This is a genomic window from uncultured Acidaminococcus sp. (assembly GCA_900538365.1).
Lineage (GTDB): Bacteria > Bacillota > Negativicutes > Acidaminococcales > Acidaminococcaceae > Acidaminococcus.
Genome location: UPXT01000009.1, coordinates 23,904 through 46,972 on the forward strand (window position 1 = coordinate 23,904; position 23,069 = coordinate 46,972).

15 protein-coding genes, 1 tRNA gene and 1 pseudogene are annotated in these 23,069 nt (G+C 49.5%); 10 read left to right on the top strand and 7 right to left on the bottom strand.

The window, feature by feature from the left end:
- The 6 genes from QZQ08_RS03205 to QZQ08_RS03230 form a co-directional block, all read right to left on the bottom strand.
- Window positions 1–477, bottom strand: coding sequence for a Mini-ribonuclease 3 (locus tag QZQ08_RS03205; protein ID WP_296327767.1), 477 nt, complete (start codon window positions 475–477; stop codon window positions 1–3).
- A complete protein-coding gene (gene cysS / locus QZQ08_RS03210) occupies window positions 462–1,913 on the bottom strand; it encodes a cysteine--tRNA ligase (protein WP_296327769.1) in 1,452 nt (483 codons plus the stop codon). The genes QZQ08_RS03205 and cysS overlap by 16 nt, the downstream gene beginning before the upstream one ends.
- 14 nt (window positions 1,914–1,927) lie before the next feature.
- Entirely contained in the window at window positions 1,928–3,400 is a 1,473-nt protein-coding gene (gltX, locus tag QZQ08_RS03215; protein WP_297898807.1) for a glutamate--tRNA ligase, read from the bottom strand.
- 43 nt (window positions 3,401–3,443) lie between these two features.
- Window positions 3,444–4,628: a 2-C-methyl-D-erythritol 4-phosphate cytidylyltransferase gene (gene ispD / locus QZQ08_RS03220; protein WP_296327775.1), complete on the bottom strand. Its 1,185-nt coding sequence runs from the start codon at window positions 4,626–4,628 to the stop codon at window positions 3,444–3,446.
- Between the two features lie 12 nt (window positions 4,629–4,640).
- Window positions 4,641–5,750 (bottom strand): PIN/TRAM domain-containing protein, encoded by a 1,110-nt coding sequence (locus QZQ08_RS03225; RefSeq protein ID WP_296327778.1) that lies wholly within the window; start codon window positions 5,748–5,750, stop codon window positions 4,641–4,643.
- A 159-nt stretch (window positions 5,751–5,909) separates the two neighbouring features.
- Window positions 5,910–6,389 carry a CarD family transcriptional regulator gene (locus tag QZQ08_RS03230; RefSeq protein WP_296327781.1) on the bottom strand — a complete coding sequence of 160 codons (480 nt, stop codon included), beginning with the start codon at window positions 6,387–6,389 and terminating at the stop codon, window positions 5,910–5,912.
- A 1,171-nt stretch (window positions 6,390–7,560) separates the two neighbouring features.
- Between QZQ08_RS03230 and QZQ08_RS03235 the strand changes: the two genes are divergently transcribed.
- The 4 genes from QZQ08_RS03235 (at window position 7,561) to QZQ08_RS03250 (ending at window position 13,092) form a co-directional block, all read left to right on the top strand.
- On the top strand, window positions 7,561–8,892 hold the full coding sequence (locus tag QZQ08_RS03235; RefSeq protein ID WP_296327784.1) for a YjiH family protein: 1,332 nt from the start codon (window positions 7,561–7,563) through the stop codon (window positions 8,890–8,892).
- A 202-nt stretch (window positions 8,893–9,094) separates the two neighbouring features.
- A complete protein-coding gene (gene ppsA / locus QZQ08_RS03240; protein ID WP_296327787.1) occupies window positions 9,095–11,485 on the top strand; it encodes a phosphoenolpyruvate synthase in 2,391 nt (796 codons plus the stop codon).
- Window positions 11,486–11,615: 130 nt separating this feature from the next.
- Complete coding sequence (locus QZQ08_RS03245; RefSeq protein WP_296327790.1) at window positions 11,616–12,278, top strand: helix-turn-helix transcriptional regulator; 663 nt, start codon at window positions 11,616–11,618, stop codon at window positions 12,276–12,278.
- On the top strand, window positions 12,244–13,092 hold the full coding sequence (locus QZQ08_RS03250) for a pyruvate, water dikinase regulatory protein (RefSeq protein ID WP_296327793.1): 849 nt from the start codon (window positions 12,244–12,246) through the stop codon (window positions 13,090–13,092). Before QZQ08_RS03245 ends, QZQ08_RS03250 begins: the two co-directional genes overlap by 35 nt.
- A 575-nt stretch (window positions 13,093–13,667) precedes the next feature.
- Here the strand turns inward: QZQ08_RS03250 and QZQ08_RS03255 are convergent.
- Window positions 13,668–14,156, bottom strand: a complete 489-nt coding sequence (locus tag QZQ08_RS03255; protein ID WP_296327796.1) for an LptA/OstA family protein — start codon at window positions 14,154–14,156, stop codon at window positions 13,668–13,670.
- A gap of 412 nt (window positions 14,157–14,568) precedes the next feature.
- On the opposite strand from QZQ08_RS03255, the gene dnaG reads away from it, so the two are divergent.
- From dnaG to QZQ08_RS03285, 6 genes and pseudogenes are all read left to right on the top strand, one after another.
- On the top strand, window positions 14,569–16,416 hold the full coding sequence (dnaG, locus tag QZQ08_RS03260; RefSeq protein ID WP_296327799.1) for a DNA primase: 1,848 nt from the start codon (window positions 14,569–14,571) through the stop codon (window positions 16,414–16,416).
- A gap of 42 nt (window positions 16,417–16,458) precedes the next feature.
- Window positions 16,459–18,207 (top strand): RNA polymerase sigma factor RpoD, encoded by a 1,749-nt coding sequence (rpoD, locus tag QZQ08_RS03265; protein ID WP_296327802.1) that lies wholly within the window; start codon window positions 16,459–16,461, stop codon window positions 18,205–18,207.
- A 45-nt stretch (window positions 18,208–18,252) separates the two neighbouring features.
- Window positions 18,253–18,327, top strand: a tRNA-Ile gene (locus QZQ08_RS03270).
- 207 nt (window positions 18,328–18,534) lie between these two features.
- Window positions 18,535–19,790 (top strand): annotated as a pseudogene (locus QZQ08_RS03275) (RNA-guided endonuclease InsQ/TnpB family protein).
- 495 nt (window positions 19,791–20,285) lie between these two features.
- Window positions 20,286–21,821: an AbgT family transporter gene (locus tag QZQ08_RS03280; RefSeq protein WP_296327808.1), complete on the top strand. Its 1,536-nt coding sequence runs from the start codon at window positions 20,286–20,288 to the stop codon at window positions 21,819–21,821.
- Window positions 21,822–21,896: 75 nt separating this feature from the next.
- Window positions 21,897–23,066: a M20 family metallopeptidase gene (locus tag QZQ08_RS03285; protein WP_296327811.1), complete on the top strand. Its 1,170-nt coding sequence runs from the start codon at window positions 21,897–21,899 to the stop codon at window positions 23,064–23,066.
- Window positions 23,067–23,069: the final 3 nt, after the last annotated feature.

A 23,069-nucleotide genomic window follows, 5' to 3' on the forward strand; every position in this document is an offset into this window, starting at 1 on the left:
TTATCCTCTCTTTTCGTTCATCATGGCATGCTGAATCAGGGTAAAAGACGCCTTCATCAACGTTTCAAGGCGCGCCGTTTCCCCTGTAAGGTACAGCCATCCCATGAGGGCTTCAAAGGCCGTCCCCTGCCGATACTCGCGGACAGTCGCGCTTTTGGGAACTGTCGATTTCGTATTGCGTCCGCGGCGCACGACCTGGGCTTCTATTTCCGTAAGCTGCGGTTCAATGCCGTCCATGGCTTTTGCCTGCATGACAGCAGAAACCATACGGGCCGCCAGGTCATGAAGGACCTGGACGTGACCGGACACGGGCAAGAGACGCTTTCTCACATACAGGGAAAAAACGGCGTCGCCAATATAGGCCAGCTCAATGGGGTTTATCAGATGGGGGTCCACGTCCGGCAGAGGTCCGTCACAGACGGCAAGGGCGTGGTCCCGCATCTTTTTGTACGTTTCAAATCTCACTGTCTTTTCCACCGTACGCCTTGGGGCGTATCTTCCAGGATGATGCCCTTTTGAGCAAGTTCGTCACGGATAGCATCGGCTTTCTTGAAATCCTTTGCCTTCCGCGCCTCCTGACGCTCCGCAATAAGGGCTTCAATGACCGCTGCATCTCCGTCTGCTTCTTTTACGGCTTCGGTCTTGGCGCCAGGCTCCTCTTCGAGGATACCGATGATAGAGGTCATTTCCTTCCAAGCTTTATCCATCAGATCGACAAGCTTACCATCCGGCTTTTGGCCGCCGGTCAAGACAGCCTGATGAAGAATGTTGATTTCCTTGCCGAGGGCAAAGAGATAGCTGATGGCAAGTGAGGTATTGAAGTCGTCCCGCATAGCTTCGAGGAAGCTTTCCACAAAGCCCGTCACCTTTTCCCGCAGGGCAAGACTATCCTCATCAGGACCAACGCTGATGACGCCCTTTAGTTCGGTGAGGTTCTGCGCCGCCGTGCGGAGCCGTTCCAAGCTGCGGCTAGCTTCTTTGAGGCGCACATCGGAAAAGTCCAAGGGGCTGCGGTAATGGGTCTGAAGGATAAAGTAGCGGAGTACTTCCGGTTCATATTCCTTCAGGATGTCAAGAACAGTGAAGAAGTTACCCAGGGATTTTGACATCTTTTCTTCATTGATGGTGATGAAGCCGTTATGGACCCAGTAGCGCACGAAAGGATGACAGCACGTAGCGCCTTCAGATTGGGCAATTTCGTTTTCATGGTGCGGGAAAATCAGGTCACTGCCGCCGCCGTGGAAATCAAAGGAGCTCCCCAAATATTTCGTGCTCATGGTCGAGCACTCAATGTGCCAGCCCGGGCGGCCCTTACCCCAAGGGCTGTCCCAGGACGGTTCGCCCGGTTTGGCCGATTTCCAAAGGGCAAAGTCCATGGGGTTTTCCTTGCGTTCGTCCACGTCAACACGGGCACCGGCCATCATATCGTCCAGCGTGCGGCCGGACAGTTCACCGTAATGTTCAAACTTTTCCACGCGGTAGTAGACATCGCCGTCAACGACGTAGCCGTACCCATGATCAATGAGCTGCTGCACCGTATGGATGATGTCCGGAATATGGTCGGAGACGCGGGGATAAACGTGGGCGCGGCGCACATGGAGCTTGTCCATGACTTCGAAATAGGCTTTGATATAGCGGTTAGCAATGACGTCCCACGTCACGCCTTCTTTATTGGCTTCACGGATGATTTTGTCATCCACATCGGTGAAGTTCTGTACATGGGTCACATCGTAGCCTTCATGTTCAAGGAAACGATGGATAACGTCCCACACAACGAAAGGACGGGCATTGCCAATATGGGGATGGTTGTAAGGCGTGACGCCGCAGACGTAGATGCCCACCTTCCCCGGATGAAGAGGAACGAATTCCTCTTTTTTGCGGGTCATTGTATTATATACACGGATGGTACTCATGTCATGCTCCTTTCTTAGAGGCTCACATGGGCCTTTTCGAGGCTCTTCATGATGCGTTTTTCAACACGGTCAGCGCCAAGAAGAGGAATCATTTCAGCCAGTTCCGGTCCATGCTGGTTCCCCGTGAGAGCCACGCGGAATGGCATGTAGACCTGCTGGCCTTTCAGTTTGTTGCCTTTCTGGACAGCTTTAAAGACCCCTTTGACGCTGTCATGGTTCAGTTCGTCCAAGCTATGGAAGCCTTCGATAAGGGCTTTCATGACAAGGGGCACCGTTTCTTCCTTGAGGACGGCAGCAACTTCTTCATTTTCGAAGTCAAAGTCATCCGTGAAGTAAAGGGCAACCTTTTCCGGCACCTGGGCACCATAGTCGACCTGGGTCTGGGCCGTTGCGACAACGCGTTTCAGCCAGTCAAGCTTTTCTCCTGTTTCGTCGCCCGTCATGTAGCCGGCTTTCACCATAAAGGGTTTGGCAAGTTCAAAAAAGGCGTCCGCCGTCAGTTTACGGATGTGCTGGCTGTTGATCCAGTTAAGTTTCTTGATGTCAAAGACTGCAGGGTTCTTAGCCACACGGTCCATGGAAAAGACCTTGCAGGCTTCTTCCATGCTGAAGATTTCTTCTTCACCTTGGGGAGCCCAGCCAAGGAGGGCCAGGAAGTTATCAATGCCTTCCGGCAGATATCCCTGCTGCCGATAGGCGTCAACACTCGTCGCACCGTGACGCTTGCTCATCTTCGTGTGGTCTGTGCCAAGAATCAGGGAAATATGGGCAAAGACCGGTTTTTCAAAGCCAAGGGCTTCGTAGACAAGGAGCTGACGCGGCGTATTGGACAGGTGTTCTTCCGCGCGGATGACATGGGTGATATGCATCAGATAGTCGTCGATGACCACGGCGTAGTTATAGGTAGGAATCCCATCACTTTTTACAATGACGAAGTCACCAATGCCATTTGAATCAAATTCAACATCGCCGCGGACCATATCATGGACGACAATGGTTTCATTTTCCGGAACTTTGAGACGGATGGAAGGCTTGCGGCCCTCTTTTTCATACTGGGCCTTCTGTTCTTCCGTCAGGTGGCGGCATTTGCCCATATAGCGGGGCATCTTGCCGTCCTTGAGGAGGGTCTGCCGTTCTTCTTCCAGCTCTTCCGGCGTACAGTAACAATAGTAGGCCTTGCCTTCCTTGAGCAGCTGGTCTGTGTATTTCTTATAGATATCGAGCCGTTCCATTTGATGGTAGGGGCCGTAAGGGCCGCCCACGTCCGCCCCTTCATCCCACGTAATACCGAGCCATTTCAAAGCGGCCTTGATGTTTTCTTCTGATTCCGGCGTGGAACGTTTCCGATCCGTATCTTCAATGCGCAGTACGAATTTACCGCCCATGCGTTTAGCCAGAAGCCAGTTAAAAAGTGCGGAACGGGCGCCGCCGATGTGGAACGGGCCAGTCGGGCTCGGTGCAAAACGTACTCTCATTTCTTTTTCCATTGATATACGCCTCCAAATTGATTAACAAAAATCTTGATTGATCTCATTTCTTAAGGAGGACAACCGCTTCTGCGGCAATCCCCTCGCCTCTTCCTGTAAAGCCAAGTTTTTCCGTTGTCGTAGCTTTGACATTCACTGTGTCACCGCAAAGACCTAGGTCTTCTTGAAGATTGTTCAGCATGGCCCTTTCGTAGGAAATCAGTTTAGGCCGCTGACAGATGATGGTTACATCGGCATTATGAACATGCCAGCCCTTTTCTCCGACGCGGCCGATGACCTCCCGCAGCAGCTTCCTGCTGTCGGCCCCCAGATAAGCATCATCGGAATCTGGAAAGAGGCGGCCAATATCCCCCATGCCAGCGGCGCCTAAGATTGCGTCCATCAGGGCATGAAGGGCAACATCGGCATCGGAATGACCTTCAAGGCCCAGTTCATACGGAATAGTGACCCCGCAGAGGATGAGCGGCCGACAAGGGACAAGGCGATGAACATCATAGCCTGATCCTACATGAAAATCCATGGCAATCTGCTCCTTTTTAAGAACGCCTTCGGCGCGAATCAAGTCTTCCGGCGTTGTAATCTTAAAGTTTTCCTCCAGACCCTCAACAAGGGAAACGGGATGCCCCAAGGCCTCCACCATACTGGCGTCATCGGTTACGGCAAGATCATGGGCCTTCACATAGGAAAAAGCCCGCCGCAAGAGTGCCGCGTCAAAGATCTGCGGCGTCTGAACGCGGTAAAGTTCGCTGCGTTTCAAGGTCTGTAGGGTTTCCTTCCCATTAGCGGAAACCTTGATGGTGTCCTTGACGGGAAGTGCGGCAACGGCAGCCCCGCTTTGCTTAGCCGCCAAAAAGACGCGTTCAAATAAGGCTGCATCCGCAAAGGGCCTTGCCCCGTCATGAACGGCTACCCAAGAAGCGGTTTCGGGCAAAGTCTGTAAAGCACAGGCTACGGAATCCTGCCGCTCCCTGCCGCCTGGTACAAGGGACCAGGATAAGGTGGGGAAAAAAGCCGCTTCATATTCCTGAAGCAGGGCCCGGGCTTCTATCAGTTCCTTTGGGGCAACGGCAATGACAACATGGGTAAGAAAGGCAATGCCGCTCAACGCATGAAGGTTGCGTACCAAGATTGGCACATGGCCAAGGGGTGCATAATTCTTATTATACCCCAACTGGGCTCGTTTTCCCATGCCAGCCGCGGCAATGATTCCATAAAGCTGTTCTTCCATCCGTCTCTCCCATCATTTCATTTTTGCAAAGATCATCCGTCCCGCCGATGTCTGCAGTACGCTTGTCACAGTGACGGGCACGGTTTGGTTGACAGATCGTTTGCCATTTTCGACAACGACCATGGTGCCATCATCAAGATAGCCGATGGCCTGGCCTTGTTCCTTGCCTTCCTTAGCAAGGAAGATCCGCAGCTCTTCCCCAGGCAGCACGGCCTGTTTGAGGGCATTGGCAAGGTCATTGACATTCAGGACCGGCACGCCTTGGATCTTGGCCACTTTGCTGAGGTTGAAATCATTTGTCGCAAGGACACCCTTCATCTGGGCCGCAAGGCGGACCAGCTTTGCATCAACTTCCGTCAAGTCATCGAAATCCTTATCGACGATTTCGATAGAAATATTTTTAAGGTCCTTGATTTCCTGCACAATATCAAGACCCCTGCGGCCTCGATTGCGTTTCAGGGTATCAGCTGAATCGGCAATTTTCTGCAGTTCCTCCAGGACGAATTTGGGAATGATGATGGTCCCTTCAAGAAACCCCAAGCGAATGATTTCAAGGATCCGGCCATCAATGAGCACACTGGTATCAAGAAGTTTATGAGTGCGGGAAACATGGAATGCGGTCTTTTTCGAGCTTTCCTTTACACGCGAAGAAAACCAGATCCGATTAAAAAAGGATACGATATCAGTCCGCTTGTTCAGTGCCACTTTAGCCCCCACAATAGCGCCAAGGATGCTGAAGATGAGGGAAATATACGGTCCGATGATGGGCAGACGGGAAAAACTGGTTCCTAGCAAGGCTGCTACAATGAGACCCAAGATTACACCAATGGCAAGGACAAAAATATCACTGGTAGGAAGATCCGCAAGGTACATGGCCATCCGTTCAGAAAAACGCATGGTGAGGTTCATGAGAAAGGGAGCGGCCCATTTTCCCAAGGAGCCAAAGACAACAAGACCCAATAGTCCCAGGACAAGGCGCAGCGGCGTAACACCGAGGAAGCCGACCTTGAGGTACTCATTGCTCACAAATTGGGATAAAAAGGGTGCTGCAACTTCCATAATGAGCAGGCCTGAAATAGCAAAGACAAGGATAATGAGGAACCGGGAAATCTTTTCAAGCATAAAATCACCTCCTTTTGTAAATTTCATCCCTTTATTGTACTATACTCTACTCTGAATGAAAAGATAAAAAATGAGGTCAGGACCGGCTGAACAATTAGAACCATAAAGGAAAAACACCCTTTTCGCACAAGGCGAAAGGGTGCTTATGGTCAAGCAGTGTCAGATGAATTTTTCAAGCCAAGCTTCACTTTTTTCTTCGTCAACGGATTCAACAAGCATGACCTCACTCAAAAGGATCTGCTTAGCCGTCGAAAGAAGACGCCGTTCCCCCGTGGAAAGCTTCTTGTCCTCTTCCTGAACGGCCAGCGTACGGACCACATCGGCCACTTCAAAGATGCTGCCTGTTTTCATCTTATCGATGTACATATTGTACCTGCGGTTCCAGGTAATCCGCTTCATCTTATTTTCCGGACGGGACTTGAGAACCTCTTCCACCTTGGGCATGACGGACTTATCAACAATAGGACGGATGCCCACCTTTTCAACATTACCGGCAGGAACCATGACTTTCATGTTGCTAAGGAGCATATCAAACACGAAATAGTCAATCTGACGGCCATCGATTACTTTTTGTTCAACGTCTCGAATCACGGCCGCACCGTGCATCGGATAGAGCACCTTGTCCCCTACGGTAAACATGTAAGCCACCTCCTCCTAACAAAAATCAACCAATTTGACCACATGGTCAAATACCCATGCTAGTAGTTTAACATAATATTTAAATAATGTCAAATTTTGAATTATAGCATTATTAGAAGATGGATGTCAAGAAAAGATTTTGGCCGAAGCAAAAATCGCCCCGCTTCTCCAGAGCAGCGTGCCCCATTGCTTAATTTTCTATTTAGAAGATGCAATGGAGGCATGACGATTCATACAATGTTGCATTTCTGATTAGGGGATACCTTACGCCTGGGCGCTTCTCCCCTTTCTTTTTACTCGGCGCACAAATCGCGCCGATTTTCTGCACGAAGTGCCTTCATTGCCTTTGAAAAGATTTATTGAGATGGCAATGAAGGCATGGCGCATCGTAAAATGTTGCGATACACAATCTCATGTTAAAGACGCCCGAAATATGCCTTCGTCGGTCCTTTTTGAGTCAGCCCAACAATCGGGCTGATTTGATGAAGGGCGTGAGGCCACTTCTTAAAAAGGTTTTGAGGAAACAATGACCTCATGGCCTATCGTAGGATGGACCGTCCCACGTTTGGGGGTAGCTTACGCCTGGGCGTTCTTTTTATTTTTACTCGGCGCAGAAATCGCGCCGATTCAATGCAGTTACTTGCCATCCTTGCTTGAGAAATGATCCTTTTGAGAGCAAGGATGGTATGACGATTCGTAAGAAATTACGTACCACAATCTCATTTTATTCAATTAGGATTTCCCGGTTTTGGTGGTGGATGAGGCCGCACAGTGCCGTTTTCCTGCAAGCGGCAGTGAGGACCATTTGCTCGGAGTTTCGAAGGACACTTTGGAAGCAAATGCAAAAGTCCGAGAAACATGTTCAAGGGCGAATCATTTCGGATCCGTTCCCCCGCTGGGGGGCGGTTTGGGTCCGGCCTTAAAGATTGTTATGGAATGCCTGAAAAGACGTTCTCCTTGATAGGTGAGACGGGGGGGCGATATATTGCCCGAGTGATTTGTGTTCCGAGTTAAAAGGAAGACGGCCCCTTTTGCAACCTTTTTTACATCTTTGCCCCTTGATGAGCGGGGGTCCTTCTTTTTCTTTTTCATTCACCGCTTCTCATATTATACTGAAGGTGGACCGACTTTAGTACGGAACCAATCTATATTTGGAAAGCAGGTGACTCTCATGAACGGTCAAGCAGCAAAGGGACGCAAGGATGCGCTTACTCGGTTTATTGTGTACAGTCTTTTTGGTGTTTTTATGTTCTTCTTTGACCTCCAGTGGATCAGTCCGGCAATGAAAAGCGTTCCTGTAGACTTCATCGTCACAAGTCTCCAGAAATACGCCATGCCCGCCGTGCGTCTGTTTATCCTAGGCGTCATGTATGTCGGAGCCATTCGGCCTTTTCTCACAAAGACATGGAACAAGTCCCTCATGGATCGATTCATGTCCCTTGCGAGAATTTGCGGCGCCTTGATTGGAACTATCCTCTATTTTGGTCTTATGAAGGATCATATCTGGCTGTGGCGAGGCGATATCGGGCCTTTCCTTTTCAATAAGCTCGCTATCCCTGTAGGCCTTGTGATCCCAATCGGATCGTTTTTTCTAGCCTTCCTTGCCAGTTTTGGCCTCATGGAATTCATCGGTGTCCTTGTTGATGGGTTTATGCGTCCTATCTTTCGTACTCCGGGCCGCTCAGCCATTGATGCCGTGGCTTCCTTTGTTGGAAGCTATTCTATTGCCCTTATCATCACGAATGGTGTCTACCGCGCCGGTCGCTATACGGCACGAGAAGCCGCCATCATTGCTACTGGTTTTTCGACGGTTTCTGTTACTTTCCTGCTGGTTGTGGCACGTACACTGGGGCTGATGGACCTATGGACGACCTATTTTTTTGTTTCCATGCTTGTAACCTTTATTGTAACAGCAATTACGGCGCGGCTTTGGCCTCTTTCGGCCATTCCTGATACGTACTTTACGGGCGAAAACGCCGCTGTGCAAAAAGAAGAGGGAAGCCGCTTCGAACGGGCTTGGAAGCTCGGTCTTGAAACAGCTGCGGCCCAGCCCCCTGTCCTGAAGCTCTGTACGGAAAATCTCATGAGCGGTCTCAAGATGGCTTTTGGCGTCATTCCCTCCATTACGTCCATTGGGCTCCTGGGTTTGTTTCTAGCTGAGTTTACACCTATCTTTGATTATTTTGGCTATCTTTTTGTCCCTTTCTTCAAACTTTTCGGTGTGTCCCAAGCCGTCCTTGCCGGCAAAGCGGCAGCTTTGAGTCTTCCGGAAATGTTTCTGCCGTCCATCCTCATCAAGGAATCGGGTACAATGCTCTTAAAGTTTGTCATTGCCGTTGTAAGCATTTCTGAAATTCTTTTCTTTTCTGCCAGTATCCCTTGTATCATGGGGACCGATATTCCTCTTAATATGCGGGATATCGTCATCATCTGGTTTGAACGGGTTGTCTTTTCCATCCTCATTACGATTCCCATTGCCATGTTCTTGGGACTGCCCGACTAATAGTATACACTAATTAAAGGCCCTGTTCCTTTCTTTTGATGGAAAGGATGGGGCCTGTTTTTATTCGGAGACAAGGCGGCGCTCGCCTAAACGTCCCTATGTTGGTTTTTTGAAAAAGAGGGTTGAATATGCGTCGTAATGGTGATATAGTGTATACTAAATTGAGATGATGTTTTCAAGTCTTGCTGAAAAGGAGCCCAACATGGATAAATCAAATGCTTATTTGCTGTGGTTTGAACAACTGGAAAGAAAAGACGTCGACATTGTTGGCGGCAAATCTTCTTCTCTTGGGGAAATGACTTCCAAGACCGATGTTCCCGTGCCGTATGGCTTTGCTACGACGGCCCATGCCTATCGGTATTTCATTGACCAGACGGGCCTGCGCGAAAAGATGCGCAGCATCCTTGCCGAACTGACGGATGTAGAAAACAGCGAACTTCTCTCTTCGGTCTGCGTGCGCCTGCGTGGGGCCATCATGGAACAGGAAATGCCCCAGGATCTTCAGGATGCCATCCGCAGTGCCTATGAAGAGCTGGCTCACAAGATGAATGAAGACGAACCTTATGTAGCCGTCCGCTCCAGTGCCACGGCTGAAGACCTGCCTGATGCCAGCTTTGCCGGCCAGCAGGATACGTACCTTAATGTCCACGGTGCCGATCAGGTCATCCGTAAGGTCAAGGAATGCTACGCTTCCTGCTTTACGGACCGTGCTGTCTACTATCGGGAAAAACAGGGCTATGACCATCTGTCCCTTGCCCTTTCTGCGGTTGTCCAGATGATGGTCTTTTCCAAAGCTGCCGGCGTTATGTTCACGGTGAATGTGGCAAACGGTGATGACAAGAATATCATGATTGAAGGGGCCTATGGCCTTGGTGAATATGTGGTTGGCGGCATTGTTACGCCAGACAGCTACGTCGTTTCCAAAGACGGAATGAAGCTCATTTCGGTATCGGTCAATGAACAGGATAAGATGCTCATCCGTAAGCCTGGCGGCGATACCATGGAAGTGCCAGTTCCTGAAGCAGACCGCAGGAAGCAGACCTTGACAAATGCACAGATCATGGAACTTGCAGGATACGCCAAGAAGATCGAAGCCCACTATGGCTGTTATATGGATATGGAATGGGGCATTGATGAACGGGATGGCAAGATCTGGATCCTTCAGGCTCGCCCGGAAACTGTTTGGTCCCGCCGCAACAAGGAAAAGAAAAACGAAGAAAAACAGATAGTCGGGTCCATGGAAGGGGCCAAGGTCCTTTTGAAGGGCCTTCCCGCAAGTCCGGGTCAGGGCTATGGCAAGGCCCATGCCATCCGCGACCCGAAGGATATTGACGAATTCAAGGACGGGGAAATCCTCGTTACGGAAATGACCGCTCCGGACTGGGTACCTGCCATGAAAAAGGCACAGGCTATCGTCACGGACAGCGGCGGCATGACCTGCCATGCTTCCATCGTCAGCCGCGAACTGGGCATTCCCTGCATCGTTGGCACCAAATCCCGCGGTGAAGCAGCTACGGAAGTCCTTAAAGGCGGCGAGGAAATCACGGTTGATGCATCGAACGGCGTCGTTTTTGCAGGCAATCTTCAGGTAAAGAAGGCGGAAGCTGCCGCCGCGCCGGCGCAAGCGGCTGCCGCTATAGAAACCTTCCCTGTAACGGGGACCAAGATCTACATGAATCTAGGCGATCCGTCCCTTGCCGATAAATACGCCAGCCTGCCCTGTGACGGCATTGGCCTCATGCGCGAGGAATTCATCTGGACGACCTATATCCATGAACATCCGCTTTACCTTCTGAAGACGGGTCATCCGGAAAAGGTTGTCGAAGCCCTTGCCGAAGGTTTCCGCAAGGTGGCCCAGGCCATGGCTCCGCGCCCTGTTACCCTGCGCTTCAGTGATTTCAAATCCAGCGAATACCGCGACCTTAAGGGCGGGGAAGAATTTGAACCCCATGAACCGAGTGCCCTTCTTGGCTGGAGAGGGGCTTCCCGTTACTACGACCCGAAATATACGGCTGCTTTCCGTCTGGAAGTCCAGGCAGTCCGCAAGGTTCGTGAAGAATATGGTCTCAAGAATCTCAACGTCATGATTCCTTTCTGCCGCACCGTGGACGAATGTGCCAAGGTCGTTTCCATCATGGCAGAAGAAGGACTTCATCGCGGACCGGACTTCAAGGTCTGGCTCATGGCGGAAATCCCGGCAAACATCATCCTTGCCGACAAATTCAATCAATATGTCGATGGCTATTCCATCGGTTCCAACGACCTTACGATGCTGACGCTGGGCTGTGACCGTGACAATGATGTCATTTCCCATCTTTTTGATGAACGCAATCTGGCCGTGCGCCGCGCGGTGCGCCACCTTATCGAAGTGGCCCACAGGGATGGCAAGACCGTTTCTCTCTGCGGGCAGGCTGCCAGCGTCTATCCGGAATTTGCTGAATTCCTTGTGGAAAGCGGCATTGACAGTATGTCCGTCAACCCTGACGCCGTGAAATTCACCAAAAAGATGGTAGCCCAGGTCGAGCAGCGGATCATCCTTGATAAACTGACAGGCCGCGGCCGCAATAAGAACGACGAAGAACTGGCTTGGTAACATTTCCTGCATGAAAGGCTGCTGCCGCGCGGCAGCAGCCTTTTCCTGTAAGAGGGGAGAATACAGGGAAATGTTCTTGACGGATGCACGAAAATTAGGTACGCTTTTTTTGTAATGTGGAAGAAAGGGGGTGGATCCCATTCCACTAAGTGATAGACAGAAAAAAATTGCTGAAATTGTTCGCCGGAGCGGCCCTATTACGGGAACGGAAATTGCCGGGGAACTAGGTCTTACGCGGGCTGCCCTGCGCAGTGACCTTGCTATCCTCACCATGGGCGGAATCCTTGACGCCCGGCCTCGCGTGGGTTATTTCTATACAGGGAAAAGTACTTTGGGTATGCTGGTGGAGGAACTGTCTTCTATTACCGTCGAAGATATCATGAGTGTCCCCATTGTCGTAAGTGCCAGCAAAAGCGCCTATGATGCTGTCATCACCATGTTTTTGGAAGATGTAGGGACCCTCTTTGTGGTGGATGGGAAGGGATGCCTTTTTGGGGTCATTTCCCGCAAGGATCTTCTCAAGGCGTCGCTCAGCCAGGGCGCAGACCTGCGTAATCTGCCCCTTGCGATGGTCATGACGGGACTATCCAAGATTGTCCTTTCTAAGCCCCATGAACCAGCGGCTGCTGCCGCCAGACGCCTTATCGAAAGGGAAGTGGACTGTCTGCCCGTGGTTCTTCCTTTTGGCGAAAAAACGGGCAAATGGAAACTTGTTGGCCGCGTCTCCAAGACCAATATGACGAGACTTTTGGCAGAACTTGCCGAAGGAAAGGGAGGGACCTATCATAGCTAATCAACCCATCATCTATGCCATTTCTGACTCCATTGGGGAGACCAGTGAATCGGTTGTCCGTGCTACAACGAGCCAGTTTGTGCAGGAAAAGTTTGATATCATCCGTGTGCCCTATGTCAACAGCATTGAACAGATTGATAAGATCGTCCAAGAAGCAAAGGAGTCCAATGCGGTCATCTGCTATACCATCGTATCTCCGGAAATCAGGGCTGAAGTTGCTCATAAGACCCAGGAACTGAATGTGACCGCGGTTGATATCTTGGGACCAGTCATGACGGCCATTGAAAAGACCAGCGGCCTTACGCCCAAAAACCAGCCCGGCCTCATCCATGCCTTGGATCATGAATATTTCAAACGCGTTGCCGCCGTGGAATTTGCCATCAAGTATGATGACGGAAAAAATCCTTGGGGACTTACGAAAGCGGACCTTGTCATTATCGGGGTATCCCGTACCTCGAAGACGCCCCTTTCCATGTACCTTGCCAATAAGCAGCTCAAAGTGGCCAACGTTCCCCTTGTGCCGGAGATTCCACCGCCTGAGGAGCTTTTCAAGGTCCCGAATAACCGCATCATTGGGCTCCTCATCGATCCACACAAACTCAATGAGATCCGGATTGCCCGCCTTAAGGCGATGGGGCTTGGAGATACAGCAAACTATGCGGACCTGCGCCGTATTGAAGAGGAACTCGATTATGCCCGAGCCATCATGCAGCGGCTCCACTGCATGATCATCAATGTTTCGAACCGAGCCATTGAAGAAACGGCCAGCCTCATTTTGGAGTATCTGCGCAAGAATTTTAATTTTGACTATTAAAAAAAGACTGTGAAGAAATGTGAAATGTACCCTCTTTACTGGGTGTCCAGTAAAGAGGGTACATTTCACGAATCAAAGCGCGTTTTCGAGTTAAGGCTTTTTGTTATGCCCTGTGGATGATGTTCTTTTTTCATAGGTTTGCGCACGATTGTATCACTTAGCAACGTTTCTTTAATTCACAGCAGTGCCTGCTTTTTGCCTTAGAGACGGCGAATGCCGTTCCGCCTTACAAGGCGTGGGTATCTACCAAAAAGGCTTGCTTGCAGGAGTGGGTGGTGGATGAGGAGGCCGGTTTGTGGCCGACGTCTCCTTACGAGCGGCTAGCAAGGAGCATTTTTTGATGGGCCAAAACCGCTCATCGCAAGACGCTGCCAACGTGATTCGGCTCACGGACCGTGTAATCGAAAAATTTATTCGGCGCCCTCCGGTCGGGATACTTTGGCGCTGGCGTAACGGTCTTTTACCTTGTCATCTTTTTCCCCATTCCCCTTTTTCGAATATGGCTCCAGATTGGCCCATTTGAAATGAAATTGTGGTACGGAACTGCATCGAATCGGAGCGATTTCTGCTCCGACCTAAAAATCGACAACTTTCTTCGTCTTCACATTATAGGTCAGAGAGTCTTTTTCGATGCGCTCGCCGGTCTTACGGTTTACATAAATTGCGTCTCCCGTAAAGGTGGCAAGTTTGGTCTCCCAGTCAAAATGTCCTTGCTGGGCCCGGATGTCCGTATCTGCCTCTTCAAAGATGACAGGTCCTTTTACATCGGCCGAATGATCGCTGTGACGGACGATGGTGGATGTTCCCCGAAACGTAATGTCTCCGTCGATGAGGCTGATGTTTCCCCAAGCCCGTACTTCGTTGGTGAGAAGCGAAACTTCTGCTCGGTCAGCCGTAATGGTGCGTTTCCCTGTTTTTACGGCAACATGGCCGGAAAGACGGTAAGTCAGCGTATCAGGATCAAATTCCTGATGATCATATGTGATTTCTGGTGCCGCTGATACCAAAGAAGGGGAAAGAAAAGTCATGAGAAGACAGCAGCATAAAAGAATTTTTTTCAGCATCGGCGACGCCTCCTTAAGAAAAAAACAGCAGAAAAAACAAAGGGCCTTTCCTTGGTTCTTCCATACTAAATAACAATTAATTATACGCTATCTTGAAGAAAATATCATTACAAAAGAGGAAGGTCCAGAGGACCTTCTCCATCTCAATTTCGTTCTTAGACCCCTTTATTATTTTGATGACATCTGATACAATCTTTTCCATGGGAGACCTTCCTTTGTTTTGATATTCGTGTCGTCAACACTATCTTAACAATAGGGGTCTCCCCTTTATTTTGCAAGGACTATTTTTCCCTACCGAGAAACATTTTACGCTTAGAAAGGAAAATCGTCACCTGTGTAGAATAAGATAAATAGCGAAGGAAAACAGAGGGAAGGCGTCTGCGGAGGTTTTCCCTTATTTTTATGATGGACGATGGACTTTTTTAGGAAAGGCGGTGACGGTATGGAAGATCTCAAGGAAAAATATGAGAGCTTCAAGGAACAGGTCCGTCAGGCCGCTGACATTGTGAGCGTCGTTTCCGAAACGGTGGACCTCAAGAAAAAAGGACGCCGTTTTTGGGGATGCTGTCCTTTCCATTCGGAAAAAACACCTTCTTTTACCGTGAATCCGGAAAAAGGGTTCTTTCACTGCTTTGGCTGCGGCGCCGGCGGTGACGTCTTCACCTTCGTCATGAAACGGGATCACGTTTCCTTTGTTGAGGCGGAACGGATCCTAGCCAATAAATATGGAATCCCCATTCCGGAACCGGAAAAGACGGCTGAGGAAATCCGCCGGGAGCAGGAGGAAAAGGAAATCTTCGGTACCAATGAGCTGGCGGCCCGGTTCTTCCATGCGTGTCTGACAAAGACCCAATACGGGAAGGAAGGATTGACCTATCTTGCCGGCCGCGGCATTGGCATGGATATTGTCGAGTCCTTTGAACTGGGACTTGCCCCACCGGATGCCCAGACTTTTCACAAGGCCCTTGAAAAGCGGGGAATCCCTGAAAAGACGCTTCTTAAGGCCGGGCTCGTAGGTCGGTCCGATTCAGGTCGGATTTATGACAAATTCCGTGAGCGGGTCATGATTCCTATCAAGAACCCACGAGGAAAAGTTGTTGGCTTTACGGGCCGCATCCTGCGCAAGGATGCTTCACCGGCCAAATACATGAATACACCGGAGACAAGCTGGTTCCATAAAGGGCGTCTGCTCTTTGGCATGGACCGGGCCCTTCCCAGCATCAGGAAGCGGCGCCAGGCCCTCATCGTCGAAGGTCATATGGATGCCATCAGTCTCCATGCGGCAGGCGTTACTTGGGCTGTGGCGTCCATGGGCACGGCCTTTACGGAATACCAGGCAAAGCTCCTAAAGCGCGTCACGCCGGAAGTCATCTTTTGTTTTGACAGTGATAATGCTGGGCGCAGCGCAGCCATGCGATCCATTCCCATTGCCCTTGCTGTGGGGCTTGAATGCCGTGTCATGCACGTTACAGACGGCAAGGACCCGGATGAATTCATCCGCAAGGAGGGACAGGATGCCTTCCTTGCCCTCATGAACCAGGCCAAGGGCGGCATTGATTATGAAGTCGATACGGTGCTCTCCCGGAGCGATGTAACGACGCTTTCAGGAAAAGTGGGGGCCGTTTCGGAAATCCTGCCCTTTTTTAAGGATTGCCGCTCCGATGTGGAAGTGGGTGAACGCATCCGCGATCTTTCAAGGCGCCTTGTCCTTGATGAGGGTGAAATCAGAAGTGAGTACCAAAAGCTTGTCCGCCCCAATGGGAGTGGACGGTCCTTTAATCCTGAATGGCTGCTGCAAAAGAAGGTCGCAATTGAAAGTCCGACCCAACAGGCTGAGCGGGGCGTACTCTATGCACTTCTCATGGGGGAGGAAATCGCTCCCGATCAAGCTGGTTTTGCTCACACGGACGCTTTTTCAACTGCTGCAAGGCGAGCCATCTTTACCTCTTATTGTGCCCGCAAGGGAGCCGGTACTTTTCATGAGGGCCGGGATCTTTTTGAGGATGTCAATGAAGAAGGAGCCGCGGAACTATCGACCATCCTTGCTTCGACAATCCCTAAAGAAACCCTTGCGGAAGTGCTCCGAGACTGTCTTTTCCGGCTGCAGACAGCAACGCTTGAAAAAGAATATGAACGGCACAGTGAACTGGCCCAGCGCTATGAAAAAGAAGGTAATGAAAAATTTTTAGAGGAATTACAGGAATGCCGACGAATAAGAATGGAGATACGAAATTTAAGAAGTGCGGGACCCATCCGGTGACCGTAGCACTTTTGATGATGAGGGGAAGGAGGGAACGCTCAAATGACTGATCAAAAAACAAAGGAGCTGGAAACGAAAAAGGTGAAGGGAACCAAAACAACCGAAAAGAAACCGGCTGCAAAGAAGAAAACGGCGGCTGAATCGTCCGCTAAATCAGCCACGGCTAAAACAAAGACCAGTGGTAAGAAAGCTGCTCCCAAGAAAGATGCAGCGCCGCAAAAGACCACCGCTGAGTGGATTACTGAATTCGAAGCCTTGGCAAAAAAGAATTCAGGCGTTCTCACTTATAAGGAAATCCAGGATCGCATGCAGAATACAGATTCCATTTCCGTTGATGAAATGGATGAAATTTATTCCAAACTGGCAGAAAAGAATATTGAAGTCGTTGATGACCATGCCGAAGAGGAAGAACCGGAAAACATGGACGACGAGGATCTGACCATTGAAGAGTCGGAGCTGTCCAATCTGTCCGTCCCAGAGGGGGTCATCGTCGATGATCCTGTCCGTATGTATCTTAAGGAAATCGGCCGCGTACCCCTGCTTTCAGGAAATGACGAAATCAAGCTGGCCAAACGGACCGATAAAGGCAATCAGGCCGCCGTCATTTTGGACGGTCAGTCCCCGGAAGTTGAACGGGAACCTGTCAATAAGCGCCTGAGCGCGGCAAAGCTCCTCGATACGATCGAGCAGCACCTCAAGGAAGAGGAAATTTGGTGTGACAGCAGGAACGTATCCATCGTCTATCGCTTTATCCTGGCGGAAACGCAGGATAATCCAAGCCTTGATGAAGCGGCTATTGAAGCCTACAGTCCGGCCTTTACGATCGATGAACGCAAGCGCCTGCAGCGGCTGCTTCTTGAAAAAGGATATCATCTGACCCGTTCGCCCAAGGCTGGCAGCGGAGATGAGGACGTGGACGACAAGTCCTATCTGCCTGAGCTCTATGATCTGTTTGCCGCTGTTTCTGAAAAACTTGAAATAAAACCGGACGAATCCCTGAGTACCCGCCTTGAAGAGGACCGCAAGCGTTTCACCCGTGTTCTGCATCGGGCCGCTATGTGCGGTGAAAAGGCAAAGAAGTCCCTTTCTGAAGCCAACCTACGGCTTGTTGTTTCCATTGCCAAACGGTATGTAGGCCGGGGCATGCTCTTTCTTGATCTGATCCAAGAGGGCAACTTGGGCCTCATTAAGGCTGTTGAAAAATTTGACTATAATAAGGGATTCAAGTTCAGTACCTATGCAACTTGGTGGATCCGTCAGGCCATTACCCGTGCCATTGCTGACCAGGCCCGTACAATTCGTATTCCTGTTCATATGGTTGAAACCATCAACAAACTGGTGCGCGTTTCCCGCCAGCTCCTGCAGGAACTGGGGCGTGAACCGACTCCAGAAGAAATTGCCCAGGAAATGGATGTGCCTGTTGAAAGGGTTCGGGAAATCCAAAAGATTGCCCAAGAACCGGTTTCCCTTGAAACGCCGATTGGCGAAGAAGAAGATTCCCATTTGGGCGACTTCATTGAGGATCAGGAAGCTCCCTCACCAGCAGAAGCTGCTTCCTATACGTTGCTTCAGGAGCAGCTGGGAAAAGTCCTTCAGGAACATTTGAGCCCCCGTGAACGGCGTGTCCTCGAATTGCGCTTTGGCCTCCTTGATGGACGTACGCGTACCCTCGAAGAAGTTGGCCAGTACTTTGGCGTGACCCGTGAACGGATTCGTCAAATCGAAGCCAAGGCCCTGCGCAAGTTGAGAAGCCCGAAACGGAGCAAACCGCTCAAGGAATTCCTTGAGTAAGAAACGTTGACAGCGAATCTTTTTCTGGAGTATAATTTTTGCATTGGGCCTATAGCTCAGCGGTAGAGCCCCCGGCTCATAACCGGTTGGTCCTAGGTTCGAATCCTAGTGGGCCCACCAACTTCACTCTGTGCGAACCCTCTGTCTTTGGACAGGGGGTTCGTTTTATCTTAATCCGCCAGAAGACTCTTTCCTCTTAGGTATGAGATGAATGGCGGGTGGCTGAGTGGACTCGATGCCCATAGAAGCCACAAATCCACGTGGATAATCCTGCCAATGTTCTTCTTTTGGTATACTATTATTATATAGTAAGAGGAGGTGAACAAGATGTATCGAACCCAATCCAATATCATCAGAGGTCTTTCCAAAGAAGAATACTCAATTCTGCGGGAAATGTGCCGGTATAGCAACAATCTCTATAACGTGGCTCTCTATAATATCAGACAATACTATTTCCAAGAGAAAAAGTTTCTGAAATACGAGGAGAACTATCATGTCTGCAAAGAAAATGAAAATTATAGCCTGTTGCAGGCTGGCGTTTCCCAGCAGACGTTGAAGGTTGCGGACCGCAGCTTCAAATCATTCTTCAATCTCATAAAGAAAGCAAAATCAGGTGAATATCGCTTCAAGGACATTAAGATGCCCCGCTATCGAGAAAAAGGCGGCATGTTCAACCTGATTCTGTCCACCAATGCCATAAACATCAAGGATGGATTTCTGACGATTCCTATGAGCAGGGAGTTCTCCAAGTTGCACGGAGGTAGACCAATCAAAATTCCATTTCCTGAAAGGCTTGAAGGTAAGACAATCAAGGAAGTCCGTATCTGCCCCATACATAGTGGCATGTACTTCAAAATACAGTATTGCTATCTTCAAGAGGCAGAACCTCAGGACGTTTCTGCCGACAATGTGCTTGCCATCGACATCGGCCTTGAAAATCTGGCGACCTGCGTGACTAGTACCGGGACGGCGTTCATCATGGACGGACGTAAACTGAAATCAATGAACCAGTATTGGAACAAGCAGAAAGCCTACTACCAGAGTATCGCCGACAAGCAGGGGCAGAAGAAAACGCACAGACTCCATGCCTTGGCTAAGAAACGTAACCATCGGACACAGGACTATATCCGCAAGGTTACCCGCTACATCATCAACTACTGCATTGCACACCGTATCGGAACCATCGTTTGCGGCTACAATGGCGACTTCAAACGTAGCATGGATCTTGGTAAGATGACCAATCAGCAGTTCACGCAAATCAGCTTCGGCAGTCTGCGTAAGACATTGGAAGGGCTTTGCGAGCGTTACGGCATGACGTACATCGAGCAGGAAGAATCTTACACTCCAAGGCAAGCTGTTTGGATTTGGACGATATTCCTGTCTACCATCCTGGACAACCGTATACGGGAGCCTTCCGTGGAAAACGAGTCCATCGCGGGCTGTATCAGTCTGCCGATGGGAGGACGATTAATGCCGACGTAAACGGTGCAGCCAACATACTCAGAAAAAGTAAGCAGAACTTCGATTTCGAGGAACTGTGTAGAGGGCTTTTGGACAGCCCTTTGAGAATAAGGGTATCCTGACAACGAACTCCTTCGGGGTATGGTGTCAGGCGTTAGTCCATATGTCAAACTTCTCAAGAATCTCCCACTTCTATAAGCGGGAGAGGTTCAAACATAATTATTTATCCAAACACCTTCCCTCGGGAGGGTGTTTTTGCATGCAATAAAATCAGCATTCGTGATGAATTTTTATACGAATTTACTAAATGAAATCAATAAAAGTTTTTCAATTATTACAGTTTTCATCCAAATTAGCAGTTGGATGGTGAATGAATTTACAAGCCATGACGAATGTGGTAAAACTAAAACAATAAAGGCGAATGAAAGGAGTAATATTCGAGTTATCTCGAATAATAGAAAACTTAATGTTAATTACATGCGGAAAATAAAGGGATGCCCGATTTTTATCGAATCTGGATCCGTATGCTTACTAGTTCCCGATGCTTCAACAGAAAGAAAGGGGGAGTATTTTTTAGTCGTCTGTATCTAATCCACATAAAGAAAGGAAGAATGATTATGGAAACAAAGAAAAAGACTTTTATGGATCGGTTTCTTAATTTTGTAGAAACTGTAGGAAATGCCCTTCCCGATCCAGCTTCTCTTTTTATTATCCTCGCACTTATTACCTTGGTTCTATCGGCGATCTTTGGAAGTATGGGAGCTTCTGCCGTTCACCCTGGTACGGGAAAGACCATCAAAGTCCTCAATCTTATGACTCTTGATGGCTTCCGGATGATTTGGAGCCAAGCTGTCAATAACTTTGCAAGTTTTGCACCCTTGGCCATGGTTCTTGTCTGTGTCATCGGCGCAGGCCTTGCTGAACGAAGTGGCTTTTTGGCCACCTTTATGCAGGTAGCCCTTGGCAAAGCCGCTCCGGCTGTTGTTACCTTTGCCATTATTTTTATCGGAATTAATGGCAATGTGGCCGGCGACTCTGCTTTTGTTGTCCTGCCGCCTGTAGCGGGTGTTGTGTTCCTTAGTTTGGGAAGGAATCCCTTGGTTGGCGTATTCTGCGCTTTTGCCAGTGTTGCTGCTGGTTTTTGTGCTAACATGATGCTCGGTATGTCTGATTCCTTGGCGTATGGCTTTACGGAAGCGGCCGCCCGCCTCATCGATCCAAATTATCAAGCTTCTCCTGCCATCAACTATTATTTCATGGTTGTATCCTGTATTGTTCTTAGTCTAGTTGGAACTATTGTAACGGAGCGTTTCATGATTCCCCGCTTTGCTGGGGAAGATCTGAGTCAGTACGAACTTGATAAGGACCTGACAAACATCACGCCAGAAAAGGTGTCAGCTGTCAAAAAAGCCTGTATTGGTGCGCTCCTTACGATTATCGTCATTGGTCTCATGTGCATCGGTGAGGATCCGATTTTAGGAAACCCAAAGACCCATTCCGTCCTTGACCCTAAATCGCCTTTCATGACGGGTATCATCCTCATGGTTACGTTGGTTCTTTTCGTTCCTGGTGCTGTCTTTGGTTTTGCCAGTGGGAAATACAAGAATGATAAGGATATGTTCGCCGATATTTCCATGGGCTTCAAAGACGTATCATCCTACATTCTACTTTGCTTCTTCTGTGCACAGTTTACGAAGTTCTTTGCTTGGTCGAATCTTGGCGTAGTCCTTGCTATCAATGGGGCAAATCTTTTGAAGACTTGGAACTTTACAGGTGTGCCGCTCATCATCGGTCTTATTATTGTGTCCTGCATCGTCAATATTTTCATTGGTTCCGCGTCAGCAAAATGGGCAATTTTAGCCCCAGTCATGGTACCCATGATGATGCTCTTAGGCTACGATCCTGCTCTAACCCAGGCGGCCTATCGTATTGGGGATTCCATTACGAACCCCCTTTCTCCGCTCTTCTACTACTTCCCCTTGATCCTTGGTTTTGTCCGGAAGTATCAAAAAGATGCAGGCATGGGGACCATCATTGCCAATATGATCCCTTATTCCCTGTCCTTTGCCATTAGCTGGATTGTCCTCATCGCCATTTGGGTCATCTTCAATATTCCCCTTGGCCCTGGCGGTCCGATTCTCCTTTCTCATTGAGTTGAAGCAATGGTCCTGCCGATTTTGGCAGGACCCTCTTTTGCTGTTTATAAAAGTTAAAGAAAAGGTGATTTTATGGATTTACATAAGGCAGTCTGTGAGCTTTCAGAAATGCTCACAAGAGACAGACATGAACTTCATGAGCATCCGGAACTTTCCTTTAAAGAAGCGAAAACAACGGAATATATTGCTAAAAGACTGGAAAGCATGGGAATTCCTGTGACGCGCTATCCCTCCTATTATGGTTTAGTCGGGACCATTGAGGGCAAAGCACAGGGCAAGACCGTTCTTTTGCGGGCCGATATTGATGCCCTTCCCATAAAAGAAGAAAGCGGCGTCTCCTTTGCTTCCCAAAATATAGGTGTTATGCATGCCTGCGGTCATGATGCCCATACGGCGATGCTTCTTGGCGCAGCAAAGGTCCTTAAAGAGGAATCTAAAAATTTTTTGGGGACCGTGAAGCTCCTTTTTCAGTCGGCTGAGGAATCGGGGGATGGGGCGCCCTTTTACATTAAGAACGGCATCTTAAAGGATGTCGATGCAGCTTTTGCAATCCATGTGCAGCCTGGTCTGCCCCTTGGAACCATCTCCCTTGATGCAGGTCTCCGCTCCACGTCCTGCACCAACTTTGACCTGACCATTACGGGAACTTCGGCCCATGGGTCAACGCCTCATCTCGGTCACGATGCAATCGTGGCGGCAAGCGCGGTCGTCATGGATATCCAAACCCTTGTGAGTCGCATCAGCAATCCCTTGGATCCTCTTGTTGTGACAATCGGAAAGGTGACGGCTGGAAAACAGTTCAATATCATCTGTGACGAGGTGAAACTGGAAGGCACCATTCGGACTTATGACCGGGACCTTTTTGAAGGGATTCCCAAAAAGTTGGAAGCCTTGGCGCAAGGCACGGCGGAAGCCATGGACTGCCATGCAAAGATGGACGTTGTCACCCACGAGCCACTGTGCAGCAATGATGATCCAGCGCTCCTCGACGCAGCTTCCAAAGCTGCTGTTTCCCTCTGGGGTGAGGAAGCCCTTATCACCATGCCGGCTATGATGGCGTCAGAAGACTTTGCTTTTATCATGGATAAAGTTCCCAGCGTAATCGCCTATTTGGGAACGGGTACAGACACCGATAAGTCCCCACTTCACAGCAATACGTTCCGTATTGATGATGCGGTCCTTCCTCGCGGGGCTGGAATTTATGCCGGTTTTGCACTGAATGTATTGGGAAAGGAAGGCTGACTT